Consider the following 18328-nt stretch of genomic DNA (forward strand, 5'->3'; position numbering starts at 1 on the left):
ATCGTGGAACTGGAGCTCGAGGGCACGGACCTCAAGGCCGTGCTGAACCGGTTGCGCCGGGCGCAGGGCCAGATCTCCGGGGTGATCCGGATGATCGAGGAGGGGCGGGACTGCGAGGAGGTCGTGACACAGCTCGCCGCCGCCTCCCGCGCCCTGGACCGCGCCGGTTTCGCCATCATCGCCAGCGGCCTGCAGAAGTGCGTGGCCGACATCGAGGCCGGGCGGACGAACGGCCAGGACCCCGCGCAGATGCGGGCCCGCATGGAGAAGCTGTTCCTGTCGCTGGCGTGAGGGCGGGCCACCCGCGTCCCGGTACGGGGGGCCGGCCGGTCGGCACTCATCAGGCCACCGCGTCGATGAGCATGAACGCCGCGACCGCCAGCAGCACCACGGCGAAGATCCGCTGCAACGCCGGCCCGGACACCTTCGCGGCCAGCCGCTTGCCGTCCCACGCGGCGAGGACCGCGGCACCCGCGAACGGCGCGATCACCGCCCAGTCCAGCCCGTCGACCGTCCCGGCCCGCATCGCCAGCGCGGCCAGCGAGTTGACGGTGATGACCAGCAAACTGGTGCCCACCGCGGCGCGCATGCGCAGGGAGAGCACGCCCACCAGGGCGGGTACGGCGAGGAAGCCGCCGCCGACGCCGAGGACACCGGTGACCGCGCCGAGTCCGGCGCCGGCGGCCGCCGCCCGGCCGGGCCGGACCGGGCGGTCCGTCTCGGTCGCCGGGCGCGGGCGCAGCATCCGGACCGCGGCGACCGCCGCGACCAGCGCGAAGGCGGCGGTGAGCACGACCTCCGGGAGCCGTCCGGCGACCGCGCCGCCGAGCATGGCCGGGCCCACGCCCGCGGCGGAGAACAGCAGGCCGGTACGCCAGTGCACATGGCCGTCCCGGGCGTGTGCGACGAGCGCGGTGGCCGAGGTGACGGTGACGATGACCAGGCTCGCGGTGGTGGCCGCGACCGGGGTGAAGCCGAGCAGGTAGATCAGGGCGGGGACGGCCAGGACGCTGCCGCCGCCCCCGAGCGTGCCCAGTGCCAGGCCGATGACGGCCCCGGCGGCCAGGGCGAGGAGCAGAGCACTCACGCGATCGTGCCGTCCTCGCCCCGCTGGTCCACCACGGGCAGTCCGGCCCGTACCCAGTCCCGCATCCCGCCGATCACGTCGACGGCGTCGGCGCCCCGGGCGGTCAGCAGTTCGGCGGCCTGCCGGGAGCGGTTGCCGGAGCGGCAGACGACGACCAGGAGCCGCCCGCGCGCCTCGGGCGGCACGTCGGCGCCCGAGGCGAGCGCGCTCAGGGGGAGGTGCAGCGCGCCGGGAGCGTGTCCCGCGTGCCATTCCCGCGCTTCCCTCACGTCCACGATCACGGCGCCGCCGGATCCGCCGCCGGGCGCGCCGCCCGCCGGGGCGTGGCCCGTGCGCGCGGCGGCCTCCGGGGCGGTGATACGGGCGGGACCGCGGCGGACCGGGCTCATCGGCACTGTTCCTCCCGTTCGGTCCGTACGGTGAGTCCGGCCTTCTGCGCGGACTCGAACCCGTCGTCCACCGCGACCACGTCACGGCCCACCGCGTCGAGCAGGGAGGCGGCCACGGCGGCCCGCATGCCGCCCGCGCAGTGCACCCACACCTGGCCGTCGGGGACCTCGTCGATCCGCCGGTGCAGCTGGTGGACCGGGATGTGCACCGAGCCCTCGACGAAGCCCCCGGCGCGTTCGGAGTCGCGCCGCACGTCCAGTACGACGACGCCCTCCCCCGGGTGCCGCTCGGCGAGGTCCGCGAAGGTGGCCCGCGGGAAGGAGGCGGGCTCCTCGCCCGGACGGAGCCAGGCGGACGGCCCGCCGGTGGCCGCGGCGGACGGGCGGTCGATGCCGACCCTGGCCAGCTCGCGCTGCGCGTCGGCCAGTTGCGCGGGCGTCTCGGCGAGCAGCGTCACCGGCTTGCCCCAGGGCACCAGCCAGGCCAGGTAGGTGGCGAGCTTGCCCTCGGCCTCGAAGTTGAACGATCCCGCGACGTGCCCTTCGGCGAAGGCCACCCGGTTGCGCAGGTCGACGACCCACTCCCCCGCGGCCAGCCGGGCGGCTATCTCCTCGGGGTCGGCGACGGCGGGCGGGGTGAGGTCGACCGGGGCGGGTCCGGCGGCGTTGGCCGGTCCCATGTGGGTGTAGTACGCGGGGATGTCGTCCAGGCCCGCGAGCAGGTCGGCGACGAAGGTGTCGACGTCGCGGGTGAGGGCGTCGTTGACCACGCGCTCCCGGCCGATGGTCGTGCTGTCGCCCTCCGTCTGACCGGAGGAGCAGAAGCTGCCGAAGCCGTGGGTGGGCAGTACCGCGGTGGCGTCGGGCAGTGCGGCGGCGAGCCGGTGGGCGGAGGCGTGCTGGGCGCGGGCCAGGCCCTCGGTCAGCCGCGGTTCGACCAGGTCGGGGCGGCCGACGGTGCCGATCAGCAGCGAGCCGCCGGTGAACACGGCGAGGGCACTGCCCGCCTCCCGGAGGACGTACGAGGTGTGGTGCGGGGTGTGTCCCGGGGTGGCCATGGCGTGCAGGGTCAGCCGGGCGTCGCCGTCGACGGTCACGGTGTCGCCGTCGCGGACGGGGGTGCGCGCGAAGCGGACGTCGGCGCCCTCCGGGACGAGGTAGTCGGCTCCGGTCAGCCGGGCGAGTTCCAGGCCGCCGGAGACGTAGTCGTTGTGGACGTGCGTCTCGACGACGTACGCGATGCGCACTCCGTGCCGGGCCGCCGCTGCCAGCACCCGGTCGACGTCCCTGGGCGGGTCGACCGCCACGGCGGTGCGCTCGCCTCCGGCCAGGTAGCTGCGGTTGCCGAGTCCTGCCAGCTCGATGGTCTCCACGAAGAACACAGGACGCTCCCTTCCTAGCGAAGAATTACCCCCCGGGGTATCTCGTCAGACACTAACACGAGTACCCCCCGGGGTATTTCCGGGCCTCTTCGGCGATGGATGCGGGAGGGGGCCGGCAACGTGGTGGGAACGTGGTTCAGTCGGGCAGCACCAGGGCGCACGTCTCGCCCGGCTGGACGCTGACGGCGCGGTCGGCCAGGCGCACGTCGATCGGTGAGCCGTCGGACTCGGGCACGGCGATCCGGATCCGGCCGTGCTCCAGCCGCAGCCGCACGCCCCAGTGCCCCCGGTAGCGCATCGAGACGCCGTAGGAGGACAGCTCCGGCAGCGGGGCGGGGTCGAGCCAGAGCGCGCCCTCACGGGTCTCCAGACCGGTCAGTCCGCGCTGTACGAGGTCGAGGGTGCCGCCCATGGCGCCGAGGTGGATGCCCTCGCCGGTGGTGCCGCCCTGGACGTCGGCGATGTCGCTGCGCAGCGCCTCCTGCACGAAGGCCCACGCCTCGGCGCGGCGGGCGCGGGCCAGGACCCAGCCGTGCACCAGGCCGCTGAGGGTGGAGCCGTGGCAGGTGCGGTCCAGGTAGTAGTCGACGGTGCGCCGCCACAGGTCCCCGTCGAAACGGTGTCCCAGGCGGCCGAGGAGTGCGCACAGTTCGGCCGGGGAGAAGAGGTAGCCCAGCATGAGCACGTCGGCCTGCTTGGACGCCTTGTAGCGGTTGGCGCTGTCGCCCTCGGCCTCCAGGATCCGGTCCAGGCGGCGGATGTCGCCGTAGCGTTCGCGGTATCCGGCCCAGTCGAACTCGGCCAGGCCGCCGTACCCCTCGAACTGGCTGATGACGCCGTCGTGGAAGGGCACGTGCAGCGTGCGGGAGACGTGCTCCCACTGGTCCAGCTCGGCGCCGTCCACGCCGGTGCGCTCGACGAGTTCGCGGCGGCGCGGCTCGGGCAGGACGCGCAGCGCCTCCAGCGCGCGCTCGAGCACCCAGGCGGCCGTGACGTTGGTGTACGCGTTGTCGTCGAGGCCGGGCCGCTCGGCGTCCGGGTAGGCGTCGTGGTACTCGTCGGGGCCCATGACGCCGAGGATGCGGTGGCGTCCCAGATGCTCGTCCCAGGTGGCCGAGTCGGCCCAGAAGCGGGCGATCTGGAACAGCGTCTCGGCGCCCTTGGTGTGCAGGAACTCCGCGTCGCCGCTCGCCTCGCAGTACCGCCACACGTTGTAGGCGACCGCCGAGCCGACATGGTGCTGGAGGTGGGAGTGGTCCGGCAGCCAGCGGCCCGAGCGGGGGTTGAGGTGCAGCCGCTGGGTCTCCTCCCGGCCGTCGCTGCCGCTCTGCCACGGGAACATCGCGCCGCGCCGGCCGATCGCGCGCGCCGCCGAGCAGGCCCGCTCCAGGCGCCGGTGCCGGTAGTGCAGCAGGGCGCGGGAGACCTCGGGGAAGTGCAGGTTCAGGTACGGCAGGACGAACAGCTCGTCCCAGAAGACGTGGCCGCGGTAGGCCTCGCCGTGCAGGCCGCGGGCCGGTACGCCGACGTCCAGGTCGGCGGTGTGCGGGGAGAGGGTCTGGAGCACGTGGAAGAGGTGCAGGCGCAGGATGCGTCCCGGCTCCCCGGGGACGTCGATGGCGGCCCGGCGCCACAGCCGTCCCCAGGCCGTCCGGTGACTCTCCAGCAGTCCGGCGAAGCCGGGCGCCGCGCCCACCCGGTCGATCGCCGCGTCCAGCGGATCGCTGATCGCCAGGTCGCGCGAGGTGTGCAGGGCGGCGGTCTTGTCCAGGGTGGCGGCACTGCCGGGTACCAGGCTCAGACGCACCCGCTGGATCGCGCGCGGGTGCTCGTGCCGGGTGCCGACCGGTCCGGCCGCCTGGTCGGCGGTCAGCCGGGCGGCCAGACCGATCCGGATGTCGGAGGTCCGGGTCCGGCAGCGCAGCCACACCGTGTCCGGGGCCGCGGTGCCGGTGTGCACCTGGGTGAGGTGACGGCCGTCCAGGTCCTGGTAGCGGCGAACTCCGGCGTTCGTCACGCCGCCGTCGACCGCCGCCTCGACCTCCAGGTCCGCCGGGCCGCCCTCGGCGGTGAACTCGGTGCGCAGGGCCGCCAGATACGGGTCGGCCATGTGCACGATCCGCTGCTGGCGCACGGTCAGCGTCCGCCCGTCGCCGAGCCCGTACCGGGTACGGCGCTCCAGCACGCCCGGGTCCAGGTGCAGGGCCTGGTGGTGCTCGAGGACCGGCGCCGTGTCCGGGGTGAGCCAGGCGCCGCCCGCGAGGCGGAAGCGCAGCGGCAGCCAGTCGGGCAGGTTGACCAGCTCCTCGTTCTCGACCTGGCGGCCGGCGACGTGGGAGACGATCCGGTTGTAGCAGCCGGCCAGGTAGGTGCCCGGGTAGTGCACCTCGTCCGCGGCGCACTCCGGCAGGGCTCCGCGCGTGGCGAAGCGGCCGTTGCCCAGGGCGCACAGGGCCTCCCTCAGCCGCTCCTGCGCGGCGTCGTAGCCGTCGTAGGCCCAGGTCCGCGCCATCGTCTCCGGCACCGTGCGATCACACCCGCTGCGGTACGACGGCGACCGGGCAGTGCGCGTGGTGCAGGAGTGTGTGGGCCGTCCGGCCCAGCTGGAGACCGAAGTGGCCCTCCCTGCGCCGTACCCCGACGATCACCAGGTCGGCGGCGGCCGAGCGGTCCACGAGCACCCGGTGCGCCGGCCCCTCGACCGTGGCGGCGCGCACTCGCACCGCCCGGTGCTCGGCCGCCGGTTCGCGCAGCAGCTCCTCCAGCACGGCGGCGGCATGCTCCTCGTGACGCCGGGCCGGCTCCTCGGCGAGCTCCGGGCTGCCGATGCCCTCGTGCACGGGGCGCCGCCAGGTGCGTACGACGTCGAGGACGCAGCCGCGCACCTCGGCCTCCCGGAAAGCGAACCGCGCGGCCTCGTGCCCGCTGTCGGAGTCACCGGCGGCGAGCAGGATCCGCTCGTGGGTGCCGGCCAGGCCCGCCTGGTCGCCCCGGACCACGACCACCGGGCAGTGCGCCCGGGCCGCCACGGCCAGACCGACCGAACCCAGCAGCAGCCCCTTCAGCTGACCCCGCCCGCGAGAGCCGGTGACCAGCACGGAGGCGTTGGCGGCCTCGCCCAGCAGGGCGGTGACCGTGTCCTGCGGAAGGATGTCGGTGGACACCTTCACCTCCGGGTCGCGCCGCTGGGCGCGCTCCGCGGCGGAGGCGACGATGTGCTCCGCCATCACCTGCTCCGAGGGGCGCCCCACCGTCCCCGACGGCACCGCGCCCTCGTACCGCTCCCACAGGGACGCGTACACCAGGCGCAGCGGGAGACCGAACCGGGCGGCCTCACCCACCGCCCAGTCCACCGCCGTCAGGCTCGGGTCCGACCCGTCGACACCCACCACCAGGGGCAGTTCCACCGACCCCACCGCCTTCCGCCGGGCTGCCGCCTCCTGCGGCAGCGCATCCCACCTTCACCGTCGCATCCGGCAGGGCACGGCGCGAGAGCGCTTCGGTCCTTCCGGGGACCGTTCGGCCCTCCCGCCGCGCCGTCTCCCGGTTCCCCTCGGCGCGGCGCGCCGGTCCGCGCGCCGTCAGGTCTCGGGTCCGCTCCCCGTGGCGGGCGACGACGGCCACTCGTCGGCCAGATCGGGTTCCAGGAGGGGGCGGCGGCGTGGTCCCGTGAGGTCGCACCGCACGTCCACCACGCCCTCGACGCTGCGCGCCAGGCGGATGACGAGCGGGATCAGGGAGGCGTCCGGGACCCGGCCGGTGAGCGTGACCACTCCCTCGCGCACCGCCACGCCCACCGAGTCCGCCAGGAGCCCGGCGACGACGACCTGGCGGCGGATCTCCTCCGCGATGTCCTCGTCGCCGCGCAGGAACACCTTCAGCAGGTCGGAACGGCTGACGATGCCGATGAGCACACCGTCGTCACCGACGACCGGCAGGCGCTTGACGCCGTGCCGGGCCATGAGGCGGGCGGCCCGGCCCAGGGCGGCGGCGGGGTGCACGGTGACGGCCGGGGTGTTCATCAGCTCCTCGGCGGTCACGGCCCGGGCCTTGGCCGGGCGCGAGCCGGCCACGGGCGGCGGCCCGCCGGGCAGGTCCGGGTCGTTGTCGCGAAGCTCCTCCTTGCGCAGCAGGTCGGCCTCGGAGACGACGCCGAGCACCCGGCCGCGGCCGTCCAGCACGGGCATCGCGCTGACGCCCCACTGCTCCATGGTCCGCACGATCTCCTTGAACATCGCTCCACCGGCCAGCGCGACGACGGTCGGGGTCATCACGTCGCCGACGGTGTACTGGGAACCCTGCATGGTGTCCTCCGGCGGGCTCGAAGAGGGGCGGGCACGAAGATCAGACGAGGCGGTGCAGGCCGTACACGCTGAGTCCGCCGACGAGTTCACGGCCCGTGACCAGTTCCGGTTCGATGCGGACGAAGACCACCTGCGGCGAGGGCACCCAGGAGCGCGGGCCGCCGTGGAGCAGGCGGCGGTGCTCGGCGGGGTCGGTCACCACCGAGGCGGGGCCGGTGACGACGACGCTCCAGCCGGAGTGGGCGACCGCGTCCACCTCGTCGGCCTCGAAGGCGACCACCGCGCCGTCGATCGCGCGGACCAGTTCGGAGGTGGCCGAGGTGCACAGCAGCACCGCGCCGTCGCCGTCCAGGGCGAAGTTGACCGGGAGCACCGCGGGCAGGGCGTGCCGCGTATGGACGATGCGGCCCACCGGTGCCTTGGCCAGCAGCCGCAGGCACTCCTGCCGCCCGAGCTCGCGGAACCCGTCGTTGCGATACATCAGTCATCCGTCTTTCCACCTGGCGGAGCGCGTGCGGCCGTTCCGCGCCGCGTCTCCTGCGTGTCTGCTGCACCTCGCCCGCATGTCCCCGTCCCGGGGCGGCCCCGGAAGCCGGGCACGAGGGTCGCGCCCGGCGTCCGGCCCGTCAGGCCGCGGGCACCGGGACGACCTCGCGCCGCGGACCACCGAGCACGACCTTCAGCGCCCCCGTCTCGGCGGCGTGGTCGAAGACGTCGTAGGCCTCCTCCATGCGCTCCAGCGGGAACGTGTGGGTGACCAGCTGGGAGGTGGGCAGCCGGCCGGCCGCCGCCATCCGCAGCAGTGTCGGCGTGGAGTGGGTGTCGACCAGGCCCGTGGTGATGGTCACGTTCTTGATCCACAGCTCTTCCAGGTGCAGGGTGGCGGGTTTGCCGTGCACTCCGACGTTGGCCACGTGGCCTCCGGGCCGCACCATGCGCGTGCACAGCTCGAAGGTCTCCGGTACGCCCACCGCCTCGACGACCACGTCGGCGCCGAGCCCTCCGGTGAGGTCGTCGACCAGCTGCTCGGGGGCCTCGCACGCGTCGGCCACGGCCTCGGCGCCGAGCTTGCGGGCGGCTTCCAGGCGGGTGGCGGCCAGGTCCACGGCGATGACGCGCTCGGGCGCGAACAGCCGAGCGGTGGCGATCGCCGCGAGTCCGATGGGCCCGGCGCCGACCACGACGACGGTGTCCCCGGGCCGCACCCGCCCGTTGAGCACGCCGACCTCATAGGCGGTCGGGAAGATGTCGGCCAGCAGCACGGCGTCCACGTCGGTCACCGCGGCGGGCAGCGGATGCACGGAGAGTTCGGCGAAGGGCACCCGGACGAACTCCGCCTGGGTGCCGTCGATCAGGTGGCCGAGGATCCAGCCCCCGCCGCCGCGGCACTGGCCGTACATGGCCTCGCGGCAGAAGCGGCACCGGCCGCAGGCGGTGATGCAGGAGACGAGGACCCGGTCGCCGGGCCGTACGGTGCGCACCTCGGCGCCGACCTCGACGATCTCGCCGACGGCCTCATGCCCCAGCACCGTGCCGGGGCGGACCTCGGGCACGTCACCCTTGAGGATGTGCAGGTCGGTCCCGCAGATGGTCACGGCGTCGACGCGCACGACGGCGTCGGTGGCCTCCTCGAGGTCCGGGTCGGGGACCTCCTCCCAGGCGGACTGCCCGGGGCCATGGAAGACGTAGCCTTTCATGCCGAACCTCACCCTCTTCGCTCCGGGTGGCCTTCGCGGACGCACGGCCTTCGCGGACGCACGGCCTTCGCGGACGCACGGCCTTCATGGCCGGACGGCCGGGACCCGGCGGTCCGCGGCCCGCGGGCGCGGCCCGCGCTCCGGCGCGGCACCGGGACCGCTCACGCCTTCAGCTTCTCCGACGGTCCGGGGTTCCGCATGGGCCGGTCGGCCCCATCGGCCGCCCGCGGGGGCGGGTGCCCGCGGGGCGGTCCGACCGCGGGGCTCTTCAGCCGCCGTGGAGGGGGCCGAACGGCCCTTCCCCGCACCGCGCCGGACCGGCTTGGCTGACGGCATGTCCGAACGTCCCACCGGGCCCGCCGTCAACCACGCGGAACGCATGGTCGGCACCACGACCGTTGTGACACTGAGCGGCGACGTCGACCTCGTCACGAGGCTGTCCCTCGTCGCGCGCCTCGACGCGCTGACCGACAAGCCGCGGCCGGACCTGGTGCTCGACCTGCGGCCGGCGCCCTTCATCGACTGCGCCGGGCTGGGTCTGCTGTGCCGGGTCCGCAATCGCGTAGCGGCCCGCGGTGGCCGGCTGCGGCTGGTCAGCGGCAGTTCGTCCTTCCGGCGGATCCTGCGCCACACCGGCCTGACCGGTGTCTTCCAGGTGCTGCCGGAGTACGGGGAGGAGACCCCGGCCACCGGACCGGTCCCCCGGCAGGGGGTGGTCGCCGCGGGCCAGGGATGAACGGCGGACGAGCGGCCACCACGGTGGGACGAAGGGCCACCACGGTGGGACGGAAGTGGGGCCGGCGCGCGGAAGCACGTTCGGCGCACGGGCTGGTGGGCGGGAGAAGACGGGAGACCTCGACCGGTGAGCGGCAGGACGGGCCACGGGCGCACGCGGCGCCGGCTGTGGCGGTGGCGCCGCAATCCGCTGCGCCGCCACGAGGACATCGTCGAGGCCTGGGCGATCCTGGTGATGTGGCTGGTGATCGTGGTCGGCGGCGCGGTCGCGGGGACGGTGGCGGCGCGCGGCGCGGGCCGGGAACTCGCCTGGCAGCGCGCCGACCGACACCCGGTCCGGGCCGTGCTGCTCACGGCCGCCCCTGCGACCACGCCTACGGAGAACGCGAGCTACCGGGCACCGGCGAAGGTCCGCTGGACCGGCCCCGACGGCACCACCCGTACCGGGCAGACCCTGGTGAGCACGGACCTGCCGGTTGGTGCGGCGGTCACCGTCTGGCAGGACGGCCGGGGCCGTCTGACCGCCGAGCCGCCCGGCCCGGCGGAGGCGACCGCGCAGGCCGCCCTGTTCGGCACCTCGGCGGCGCTCGTCTTCGGCGGCCTGGTCCACGGATCGACGGCCCTGGTCCGCCGGCGGCTGGACCGGCGCCGCTACGACCTGTGGAGCGCGGAGTGGGATCTCGTCGGCCCGCGCTGGGACCAGAGGACGAGCTGACCCGTGCCGCCGGCCCGGACGTCCCGGAGGCGTTCGGATCCCGGAAGCGTTCGAATGGAGTCGAGGCGGTCTGCCGCCGCGCCGCCGGGACCACGTACGAGGAGGTGGCGGCGCATGCGTTACGAGAACCGCGCGGACGCCGGGCGGCGCCTGGCCCGGTGCCTGGAATTCCTGCGCGACCAGGACACGGTGGTGCTCGGAGTGCCCCGGGGCGGCGTCCCGGTGGCCTTCGAGGTGGCCCGGCGCCTGGGCGCTCCGCTCGACCTGGCCGTGGTGCGCAAGCTGCCCGTGCCCTGGCAGCCGGAACTCGGTTTCGGCGCCCTCGGTGAGCACGGGGTACGTGTCATCGACCAGGCCGTCCTGGCGGAGAGTGGGCTGGATCCCGCCGAGCGGGAGACCGTCGAACGCGCCGAGCGGGCCGAACTGGAGCGGCGCCTGAGCCACTTGCGCGAGAGCCGCCCGCCGCTGCCCGTGGCCGGGCTGACCGCGCTCGTCGTGGACGACTCGCTGTCGACCGGCGCCGCCGCGGAGGCCGCCTGCCGGGTGGCGCGCACCCGCGGCGCCACGCGTGTGGTCCTCGCGGTCCCGGTCGGGCCGGAGGCAACACTGCCGCACCTGCGCACGGTGGCCGACCGGGTCGTCTGTCTCCAGCCGCTGCGCCACCTCGGTTCGGTCGGGGCCTGGTACGCGGACTTCGGGCAGGTCACCGACGCGGAGGTCGCCACCCTGCTGGCCGAGGCCCAGCGCGCCACCGCGACCGCGACCGGACCGCTTTCCGCATTCCCCCCGGAATCCCCCTCCCCGGACCGCGAGGTGGAGGTGCCGGCCGGTCCGGTGCGTCTGCCCGCACGGCTCGCCCTGCCGCCCACGCCACCGGTGGCGGTGGCCTACGCGCTCGGCAGCGGCCGGAGCTGCCCGGCCCACCAGCGCGTGGCCGCCGCCCTGCGCCGGGCGGGCCTGGGCACGCTGCTGATCGACCTGCTCACCGAGGACGAGGAGCGCACCCCGCACAACGTCTTCGACATCGTGCTGCTGGCCCGGCGCCTGCGGGCCGCCACCGACTGGCTGCGCCGGGAGACCGGCCTGCCCGTGAGCCACTGCGGGGCGGGTACGGGCGCGGGCGCCGCGCTGGAGGCCGCGGCGGAGGACGACATCCGCGCCGTGGTCTGTCTCGGCGGCCGCCCCGATCTGGCCCCGCCCGCGGCACTGGCCCGGGTGCGCGCCCCCTCCCTGTTCGTCGTCGGTGCCCGGGACACACGGCTCCTCGGCCTCAACCGGCTCGCGGCGGACTGGATGCGCTGCGACCACCGTGTCGTCCCCGTGCCCGGCGCCACCGACCTGTTCACCGAGCCGGGCACGGTGGAGGCGGTGGCGGACCTCGCCCGGGACTGGTTCACTACCCATCTCGCCCGGCCGGACGGGGCGTCGAGGCCGCTGACGTCGGCGTGAGCGGAGTCCGCCGCCGCCCTCACGTCCGCCCGGGTGCGCGGACGCCCGTCGGAAAGTACGGTGTCCTGCTGTGAGGGCCGACAACGGGGCGGCGCTGCCGCGCAAGACCTACGAGAGCGAACTGCTGCGTCTTCAGACGGAGTTGGCGAGGCTCCAGGAGTGGGTGCGGGTCACCGGGGCCCGGCTGGTCGTGGTGTTCGAGGGGCGGGACGCGGCCGGCAAGGGCGGCACCATCAAGCGGGTGACCGAGCACCTCAACCCGCGCATCGCCCGGATCGTGGCGCTGCCCGCGCCGACCGAGCGCCAGCGCACCCAGTGGTACTTCCAGCGGTACGTCGAGCAACTCCCGGCCGCCGGGGAGATCGTGCTGTTCGACCGGTCCTGGTACAACCGGGCCGGGGTCGAGCACGTGATGGGCTTCTGCACCAAGGAGGAGTACCAGCGGTTCCTGCGCCAGTGCCCCATCTTCGAGCGGATGCTCGTGGAGGACGGGGTCCTGCTGCGCAAGTACTGGTTCTCGGTGAGCGACGCCGTGCAGCAGGAGCGCTTCCGGCGCCGTCTGGACGACCCGCTGCGACGCTGGAAGCTGTCGCCGATGGACCTGGAGTCCATCACCCACTGGGAGGCGTACTCGCGGGCCAAGGACGCGATGATGGTGCACACGGACATCTCCGAGGCGCCGTGGTACGTCGTGGAGAGCGACGACAAGCGCCGCGCCCGGCTGAACATGATCGCCCATCTGCTCGGCACCGTGCCGTACCACGACGTCTCACCGACGGTGCTGCGGTTGCCGGAGCGGCCGCCGCCGACCGGCTACGAGAGGCCGCCGCGCGATCTTCAGACCTACGTCCCCGATCACACGGCGAACCTGTGACCTCACGCCCGTTCGGGCACCACGGCCACCGGGCAGGCCGAGTGGTGCAGGGCGGTGTGGGCGACCCGGCCGAGCTGGAGCCCGAACCGTCCCGCCCGGCGCCGGACTCCGACCACGAGCAGGTCGGCGCCCGGCGCGGCGGCCAGCAGCACCCGGCGGGCCGGCCCCTCCACGGTGCGCCGGCGCACCTTCACCTCCGGCGGCAGGTCGCGCAGCGCGGCCTCCAGGGCGTCGGCGGCCCGCTCCTCGTACACCCGCTCGGGCTCCCCGCCGATCAACGGATGGTCGAGGGTCTCGTGCGCGGGGCACCGCCAGGCCCGTACGGCCTCCAGTTCGGCCCCGCGGCGCAGGGACTCCTCGGCGGCGAAGCGCACCGCGGCCGCGGAACTGTCCCCGACACCGACGACGATGCGGCCGTGCACCGGGGTCCGGGCCTGGTTGTCGTGGCTGCCGCGGATCACGATCACGGGGCAGTCGGCGTGCGCGGCCACGAACAGGGTGACCGAACCGAGCAGCAGGTCGACCACCGCGCTGCGGCCGCGGGCGCCCACGACCAGGGCGGAGGCGTTCTTGCCCTCCCGTACCAGCGCGTACTCGGGTGCCTCGGGCAGCGCGGCCCTGCTGATCGGCAGGTCGGGGTGGCGGGCGCGGGCACGCCGGGCGGCGGCCGCGACGACCTCCTCGGCCTCCACCTGGTCGTCCGGCTTGCCGAGTTCGCGCGCGAGCGCGGCGCCCTCGTAGCGCTCCCAGAGCGAGGCGTACACCACCCGCAGCGGCACCGCGCGCAGGGCGGCCTCGTCGGCGGCCCAGTCGGCGGCCCGCAGGCTGGATTCGGAACCGTCGACTCCGACGACCAGCGGCAGATCCATGGTCCTCATCCTCCCGTTCCGAGGTCGAACACGATGCGGGCCTTGACCTGACCGCGCAGTACCTCGTCGATGGACTCGTTGACGGCGCTGAGCGGACGGCTCTCCCGGATGACCCGGGTGCGGCCCTCCGCGTGCAGTTGGAAGACCTCGGCGAGGTCCTGCCGGGTGCCGACGATCGAGCCGATCACCGAGGTGCCGCCGAGCACGGTGTCGAAGATCGGGACCCGGACCGTGCCCTGCGCGGGCAGGGCGACCATGACGAGCTTGCCGCCGCGCCGCAGTCCGGAGGCGACCGCCTCGAAGGCGGCCTCGTTCACCGCGAGGGCGATCGCCGCGTGCGCGCCGCCGTACCGTTTGAGTTCCCGGCCGACGTCCTGGGTGCGGGCGTCGATCAGGATGTCCGCGCCGAGTTCGGCGGCGAGTTCGAGCTTGTCGTCGGTGACGTCGATCGCGGCGACCCTGGCCCCGGCGATCCTCGCGTACTGGACGGCCAGGTGACCGAGTCCGCCGACCCCGGAGACGGCGACGAGCTGGGCCGGACGGACGCCGGCGACCTTGAGGGCCTTGTACGTGGTGACGCCCGCGCAGGTCAGCGGGGCCGCGTCGAGGGCACTGACGCCGTCGGGCACCGGCTGCGCGAAGTCGGCCCAGGCCAGCATCTTCTCCGCGTACCCGCCGTCGCAGCCGTATCCGGTGTTGACCTGCTGCTCGCAGAGCGTCTCCCAGCCGGACAGGCAGTGCTCACAGCGGCCGCAGGCGTGGCCGAGCCACGGCACGGCCACCCGCTGCCCCACGGACAGGTGGGTGACACCCGCGCCGAGCTTCTCCACGAGGCCGACGCCCTCGTGGCCGGGTACGAACGGCGGGTTCGGCTTGACCGGCCAGTCGCCGTGCGCGGCGTGGATGTCGGTGTGGCACAGACCGCAGGCCTCGACGCGGACGCGGACCTGGCCGGGTCCGGGCTCGGGGTCCGGGCGCTCCTCGACGACCAGCGGTTCGCCGAAGGTCCGTACGACCGCAGCCTTCATGATCCTCACTCCTCGGGTGGGGTCCTGTGGTGTTCGGTGGGCCGTGCTCGTGGTGCCGGTCAGCCGTGTGGGACGACCGCGACGGGGGCGGCAGCGTGGTGCAGGACGGCGTGGGTGACGTGCCCGATGCGGGCGCCCAGGGGGTTGCGGCGCTCGCGCCTGCCCACGACGACGAGGGATGCCTCGCGGGAGGCGGCGACGAGCAGTTCCGCGGCGCTGCCGGGGCGGGAGACCTCGGCGACCTCGACGTCCGGGTACTTCCGCCGCCAGGTGCACAGCGCCTCGGTCAGTCCGGCGGCCTCGGCCACCGCGGGCGACGTGAGCAGTTCGGCGTCGGCGGGCACGCCGTAGCCGTAGTACAGCGGCGGGTACCAGCCGTGCACGACGCGCAGCGAGGTGCCGCGGCGCGCGGCCGCCTCGAAGGCGAACCGGATCAGGTCCTCGTCCGGGTGCGCGGTGTCCAGGCCCAGGACGACGGGCCGGAAGGCGGCCGCGGCGGAGGGAATGCCCGCGGGGTCCATCTCGTGCTCGTCGGCGGCCTGTTCCCGGGCCCGCACCAGGACGACGGGCCGCTCGGCGTGCGCCACGACGGACAGCCCGACCGAGCCGACCAGGAAGCCGCCGACCCCGCCGAGGGCGCGCGAGCCCAGTACGAGCAGTTCGGCGTCGGCCGCCTCGTCGGTGAGGATCTCGGCGGGACGGCCGGGAAGGTGCTCGGTGCGCACCTCGACACCCGGATGGCGCAACCGCAGCCCCTCGGCGGCCTCGCGGGGCACCCGCTCGGTCCGGTGCCGATACGTCTCCGCGCCGAGCAGCGGTGCCTGCGCCAGGGGCCCGGGCACCTGCTCCCCCACATGGACGAGCCGCACCGGCAGCCCGAGCAGCTTCGCCTCCCGCGCCGCCCATTCGGCGGCGGCCCTGCTCTCGGGAGAACCGTCGAGACCGACGATTACGGTGCGGGGCATGGTCTCCCACCTCCTGCGACGCTGCCGCGACGGGCACTTCGGTGATCCGTTGATCCGCTTCCGAGAATCGCCGCCATCCGGCGTGGTGGCCATGGGCCGCTGGTCCCGCACCAGGGCCGACCGGCCCCCTGACCGACGCCCACCGGGGGCTTCGCGCGTGCCCGGCCGTCGGGCGGGGCGGTCCTCGGCTGGCACGGTCGCGTCGGGCCGGGCAGCGTGGACGTAGGGACAACGACTGCTCAGTGAGGTGGCCATGCAACCCTCCGAACCGCGACGCCGGGTGGTCGTGGGCGTGGACGGTTCACCGTCCTCCTGCGCGGCGCTGCGCTGGGCGGCGGAGTACGCCCGACTCGTCGGCGGCGTCGTGGAGGCGATCCACGCCTGGGACACGCCGTCGGTCGTCGGCTGGACCGGACCCGCGATCGATCCCGAGTTCGACCTGGAGCAGGCCCGGGAGCGCTTCGCGGAGGGACTGCGCGGCGTCTTCCCGGACGGCCGCCCGGCGCACCTGGTGGAGTACCTGGTCGAGGGCGATCCGTCGGAGGTGCTGATCCGCGCCTCGCAGGGGGCGGACGTCCTCGTCGTGGGCAGCCGGGGCCGCGGCGGCTTCGCCCGCGCGATGCTGGGCTCGGTCAGCCAGCGCTGCGCCCAGCACGCGGCCTGCCCGGTGGTCGTGGTGCGCCCGGAGCACGAACGGCACGGCTGATCCGCCCCACGCAGCCGGGCCCGGTCACGGCCCCGGTGGAGCCCCGGCACCCCAGCCGTGAAGCCCCGGCCACCGCCCCGGAGGAGCCCCCATCACCGCCGCCGTGAAGCCCGACCCACCGCCCCGGTGAAACCCCCGCCACCCCCACCGCAAAGCCCCGGCCACCGCCCCGGAGGAGCCCCCATCACCCCCGCCGTGAAGCCCCACCCACCGCCCCGATGAAACCCCCGCCACCCCCACCGCAAAGCCCCGGCCACCGCCCCGATGAAACCCCCGTCACTCCCCCGGTGAAGGCGGCGGGGACTCCGCCGTGCCCACCGGCGCGTGCCAGACCAGTCTGGTGCCTCCGCCCTCGGGTGTGGTCCACTCCAGGCCGCCGCCCAGCCTGCGGGCCCGCTCGGCCATGTTGGCCAGCCCGCTGCGGCGCCCGTCGGCGGGAATCCCCACGCCGTTGTCGGTGACCGTCAGCCGCACGCTCCTGCCGTCGGTCTCCAGCGCCACCTCCGCACGGTCGGCGTGCGCGTGCCGGGCGACGTTCGTCAGCGCCTCCGACAGGACCGCCACCACCTCGTCCGCGGTCTCCCGGGACACATGGGTGTCCAGCAGCCCCTCCATCCGCACACCGGGCGCGAACCCCAGCACCGGCGCGGCCTCCCCGACCACCTGTACCGCCCGCGTCCGCAGTCCGGCGCCCGCCTCCTCGTCGTGCGCCCGCAGACCGAAGATCGTCGACCTGATGATCTTGATGGTCTCGTCCAGGTCGTCCACCGCCCGCAGCACCCGCTCCTTGGCACCCGAATGGTCGATGAACCGGCCCGCGCTCTGCAACGTCATGCCCGTCGCGAACAGCCGTTGTATCGCCAGGTCGTGCAGGTCCCTGGCGATGCGGTCACGGTCCTCCAGCAACGTGATCTGCTCGGCGTCCCGCCGCCGTCCCGCGAGTTCCATCGCCACGGCGGCCTGCGCCGCGAATCCCTTGAGCAGCTCCAGCTCCTTGCCGGAGAAGTCGGTCCCGCCGGCCTCCCGCACGAGCAGGACCACGCCGCGCACGTGATCGCCCGGATCGCCGACCGGCACCGCGACCGCGGGACCCAGGCCGGAAAACCGCGGCGGCCCCGCCGTCACCCGCGGGTCCCGCGTGATGTCCGGGCTGCTCACCGGTACCCCGCCGGCGAAAGCCTCCCCGGTCAGCGTGCCCTCCACCGGCAGCACCAGTCCCCGGTGCGCATCCGCCTCCTGGCCTATCGCCAGCTCCACACTCAGCGTGCCGGTCCCCTTCACCGGCGTCGACATCGCCGCCAGCGCCGCCCCCGTGATCTCCCGCGCACGCTCGGCGATCAGCCCGAGGACCTCCGCCTGGTCGGCACCCGACATCAGGCTCTGCGTGATCTCCGCCATCGCCCGCAGCCAGCGCTCCCGCAGCCGCGACTCCTCGTAGAGCCGTGCGTTGTCGATCGCCACGCCCGCCGCCACCGCCAGCGTGGCCAGCACCGACTCGTCGTCCTCGTCGAACTCCAGCCCGCCGCGCTTCTCGGTCAGGTACAGATTGCCGAAGATCTGGTCCCGTACCCGGATCGGAACGCCTAGGAACGTGTTCATCGGCGGATGGTGCTCCGGGAAGCCGTACGACGCCGGATGCTCCGACAGCTTCGCCAACCGCAGCGGTTCCGGATGCCGGATCAGCTCCCCCAGGATCCCGTGCCCTTCCGGGTACGCGCCGATCCGCCCGATCTGCTCCTCGCCCACACCGACCGTGTGGAACGCCGACAACCGCCTGCCGTCGGGACCGATCACGCCCAGCGCCGCGTACTCGGCGTCCACCAGCGTCGCCGCGGCGTCCACGATGCTGTACAGCACCTGCTCCAGGTCGAGCTCCCGGCCGACCGCGAGCACCGCCTCCAGCAGACTGTGCACCCGGTCGCGGGTACCCCGCGCCGCGTCCAGACGCGCCTGCAGCTCCCCCAGCAACTCGTCCAACCGCAACTGCGGCAGCCGCACACCGGCCTCCCCTGACTCCTCGGAACCACCCACCGGCGACCCTCCAAACCCCCGCGCACCACCGAAAGCCGTCTCACCCACCTGCCAGCCACATTAACGGCCCCGGCAGGGGAGGGCACCGGGAGCCCGA

General features: G+C 74.6%; 18 protein-coding genes. 6 read left to right on the plus strand and 12 right to left on the minus strand.

The window, feature by feature from the left end; all coding sequences use genetic code 11:
* Positions 1-3: 3 nt before the first annotated feature.
* Entirely contained in the window at positions 4-291 is a 288-nt protein-coding gene (locus ACFY3J_RS13395; RefSeq protein ID WP_141364307.1) for a metal-sensitive transcriptional regulator, read from the plus strand.
* 49 nt (positions 292-340) lie between these two features.
* Here the strand turns inward: ACFY3J_RS13395 and ACFY3J_RS13400 are convergent, their stop codons facing one another.
* From ACFY3J_RS13400 to ACFY3J_RS13435, 8 genes are all read right to left on the minus strand, one after another.
* A complete protein-coding gene (locus tag ACFY3J_RS13400) occupies positions 341-1087 on the minus strand; it encodes a sulfite exporter TauE/SafE family protein (RefSeq protein ID WP_390840879.1) in 747 nt (248 codons plus the stop codon).
* Complete coding sequence (locus ACFY3J_RS13405) at positions 1084-1476, minus strand: rhodanese-like domain-containing protein (protein WP_384179867.1); 393 nt, start codon at positions 1474-1476, stop codon at positions 1084-1086. The genes ACFY3J_RS13400 and ACFY3J_RS13405 overlap by 4 nt, the downstream gene beginning before the upstream one ends.
* Positions 1473-2858: a rhodanese-like domain-containing protein gene (locus ACFY3J_RS13410; protein WP_390840880.1), complete on the minus strand. Its 1386-nt coding sequence runs from the start codon at positions 2856-2858 to the stop codon at positions 1473-1475. The genes ACFY3J_RS13405 and ACFY3J_RS13410 overlap by 4 nt, the downstream gene beginning before the upstream one ends.
* Positions 2859-2994: 136 nt before the next feature.
* A complete protein-coding gene (locus ACFY3J_RS13415; RefSeq protein WP_384180069.1) occupies positions 2995-5370 on the minus strand; it encodes a glycoside hydrolase family 65 protein in 2376 nt (791 codons plus the stop codon).
* Positions 5371-5389: 19 nt separating this feature from the next.
* The gene (locus tag ACFY3J_RS13420; protein WP_384179863.1) at positions 5390-6265 is read right to left on the minus strand and encodes a universal stress protein; all 876 of its coding nucleotides are present in this window, start codon (positions 6263-6265) and stop codon (positions 5390-5392) included.
* Positions 6266-6439: 174 nt separating this feature from the next.
* A complete protein-coding gene (locus ACFY3J_RS13425; RefSeq protein ID WP_384179861.1) occupies positions 6440-7162 on the minus strand; it encodes a CBS domain-containing protein in 723 nt (240 codons plus the stop codon).
* A 40-nt stretch (positions 7163-7202) separates the two neighbouring features.
* Complete coding sequence (locus ACFY3J_RS13430) at positions 7203-7643, minus strand: pyridoxamine 5'-phosphate oxidase family protein (RefSeq protein WP_384179859.1); 441 nt, start codon at positions 7641-7643, stop codon at positions 7203-7205.
* A gap of 145 nt (positions 7644-7788) precedes the next feature.
* A complete protein-coding gene (locus tag ACFY3J_RS13435) occupies positions 7789-8859 on the minus strand; it encodes a zinc-dependent alcohol dehydrogenase family protein (protein ID WP_390840881.1) in 1071 nt (356 codons plus the stop codon).
* A gap of 334 nt (positions 8860-9193) precedes the next feature.
* Between ACFY3J_RS13435 and ACFY3J_RS13440 the strand changes: the two genes are divergently transcribed.
* The 4 genes from ACFY3J_RS13440 to ppk2 all read left to right on the plus strand — a co-directional run bounded on the left by ACFY3J_RS13440 (position 9194) and on the right by ppk2 (position 12632).
* Entirely contained in the window at positions 9194-9595 is a 402-nt protein-coding gene (locus ACFY3J_RS13440) for an STAS domain-containing protein (RefSeq protein ID WP_384179856.1), read from the plus strand.
* A gap of 126 nt (positions 9596-9721) precedes the next feature.
* A complete protein-coding gene (locus tag ACFY3J_RS13445) occupies positions 9722-10309 on the plus strand; it encodes a hypothetical protein (protein WP_384179854.1) in 588 nt (195 codons plus the stop codon).
* Positions 10310-10423: 114 nt separating this feature from the next.
* Positions 10424-11758, plus strand: a complete 1335-nt coding sequence (locus ACFY3J_RS13450; RefSeq protein WP_384179852.1) for a phosphoribosyltransferase — start codon at positions 10424-10426, stop codon at positions 11756-11758.
* Between the two features lie 70 nt (positions 11759-11828).
* Positions 11829-12632 carry a polyphosphate kinase 2 gene (ppk2, locus tag ACFY3J_RS13455; RefSeq protein WP_384179850.1) on the plus strand — a complete coding sequence of 268 codons (804 nt, stop codon included), beginning with the start codon at positions 11829-11831 and terminating at the stop codon, positions 12630-12632.
* A 2-nt stretch (positions 12633-12634) separates the two neighbouring features.
* Here ppk2 and ACFY3J_RS13460 read toward each other — a convergent pair whose 3' ends face one another.
* Genes ACFY3J_RS13460 through ACFY3J_RS13470 form a run of 3 tightly spaced genes read right to left on the minus strand, consistent with a single transcriptional unit; the run spans position 12635 to position 15494 of the window.
* Positions 12635-13501 carry a universal stress protein gene (locus ACFY3J_RS13460; RefSeq protein WP_384179848.1) on the minus strand — a complete coding sequence of 289 codons (867 nt, stop codon included), beginning with the start codon at positions 13499-13501 and terminating at the stop codon, positions 12635-12637.
* Between the two features lie 5 nt (positions 13502-13506).
* The gene (adhP, locus tag ACFY3J_RS13465) at positions 13507-14529 is read right to left on the minus strand and encodes an alcohol dehydrogenase AdhP (RefSeq protein ID WP_384179846.1); all 1023 of its coding nucleotides are present in this window, start codon (positions 14527-14529) and stop codon (positions 13507-13509) included.
* Positions 14530-14588: 59 nt separating this feature from the next.
* Positions 14589-15494, minus strand: coding sequence for a universal stress protein (locus tag ACFY3J_RS13470; RefSeq protein ID WP_384179844.1), 906 nt, complete (start codon positions 15492-15494; stop codon positions 14589-14591).
* A 253-nt stretch (positions 15495-15747) separates the two neighbouring features.
* Here ACFY3J_RS13470 and ACFY3J_RS13475 point away from each other — a divergent pair, with 253 nt between their 5' ends.
* On the plus strand, positions 15748-16200 hold the full coding sequence (locus ACFY3J_RS13475; RefSeq protein ID WP_384179843.1) for a universal stress protein: 453 nt from the start codon (positions 15748-15750) through the stop codon (positions 16198-16200).
* Between the two features lie 276 nt (positions 16201-16476).
* On the opposite strand, the gene ACFY3J_RS13480 is transcribed toward ACFY3J_RS13475, so the two are convergent.
* Positions 16477-18231, minus strand: a complete 1755-nt coding sequence (locus ACFY3J_RS13480; protein WP_384179841.1) for a GAF domain-containing protein — start codon at positions 18229-18231, stop codon at positions 16477-16479.
* Positions 18232-18328 lie beyond the last annotated feature (97 nt).

Origin of the sequence: Streptomyces sp. NPDC001231 (assembly GCF_042896885.1) — a bacterium.
GTDB lineage: Bacteria > Actinomycetota > Actinomycetes > Streptomycetales > Streptomycetaceae > Streptomyces.

What these genes read in the sequence shown, in the direction of transcription:
- ACFY3J_RS13405 (WP_384179867.1), bottom strand. Translation starts at nt 1,476, where the DNA reads ATGAGCCCGGTCCGCCGCGGTCCCGCCCGTATCACCGCCCCGGAGGCC.
- ACFY3J_RS13415 (WP_384180069.1), bottom strand. Translation starts at nt 5,370, where the DNA reads ATGGCGCGGACCTGGGCCTACGACGGCTACGACGCCGCGCAGGAGCGG.
- ACFY3J_RS13425 (WP_384179861.1), bottom strand. Translation starts at nt 7,162, where the DNA reads ATGCAGGGTTCCCAGTACACCGTCGGCGACGTGATGACCCCGACCGTC.
- ACFY3J_RS13430 (WP_384179859.1), bottom strand. Translation starts at nt 7,643, where the DNA reads ATGTATCGCAACGACGGGTTCCGCGAGCTCGGGCGGCAGGAGTGCCTG.
- ACFY3J_RS13435 (WP_390840881.1), bottom strand. Translation starts at nt 8,859, where the DNA reads ATGAAAGGCTACGTCTTCCATGGCCCCGGGCAGTCCGCCTGGGAGGAG.
- ACFY3J_RS13440 (WP_384179856.1), top strand. Translation starts at nt 9,194, where the DNA reads ATGTCCGAACGTCCCACCGGGCCCGCCGTCAACCACGCGGAACGCATG.
- ACFY3J_RS13450 (WP_384179852.1), top strand. Translation starts at nt 10,424, where the DNA reads ATGCGTTACGAGAACCGCGCGGACGCCGGGCGGCGCCTGGCCCGGTGC.
- ACFY3J_RS13460 (WP_384179848.1), bottom strand. Translation starts at nt 13,501, where the DNA reads ATGGATCTGCCGCTGGTCGTCGGAGTCGACGGTTCCGAATCCAGCCTG.
- adhP (WP_384179846.1), bottom strand. Translation starts at nt 14,529, where the DNA reads ATGAAGGCTGCGGTCGTACGGACCTTCGGCGAACCGCTGGTCGTCGAG.
- ACFY3J_RS13470 (WP_384179844.1), bottom strand. Translation starts at nt 15,494, where the DNA reads ATGCCCCGCACCGTAATCGTCGGTCTCGACGGTTCTCCCGAGAGCAGG.
- ACFY3J_RS13475 (WP_384179843.1), top strand. Translation starts at nt 15,748, where the DNA reads ATGCAACCCTCCGAACCGCGACGCCGGGTGGTCGTGGGCGTGGACGGT.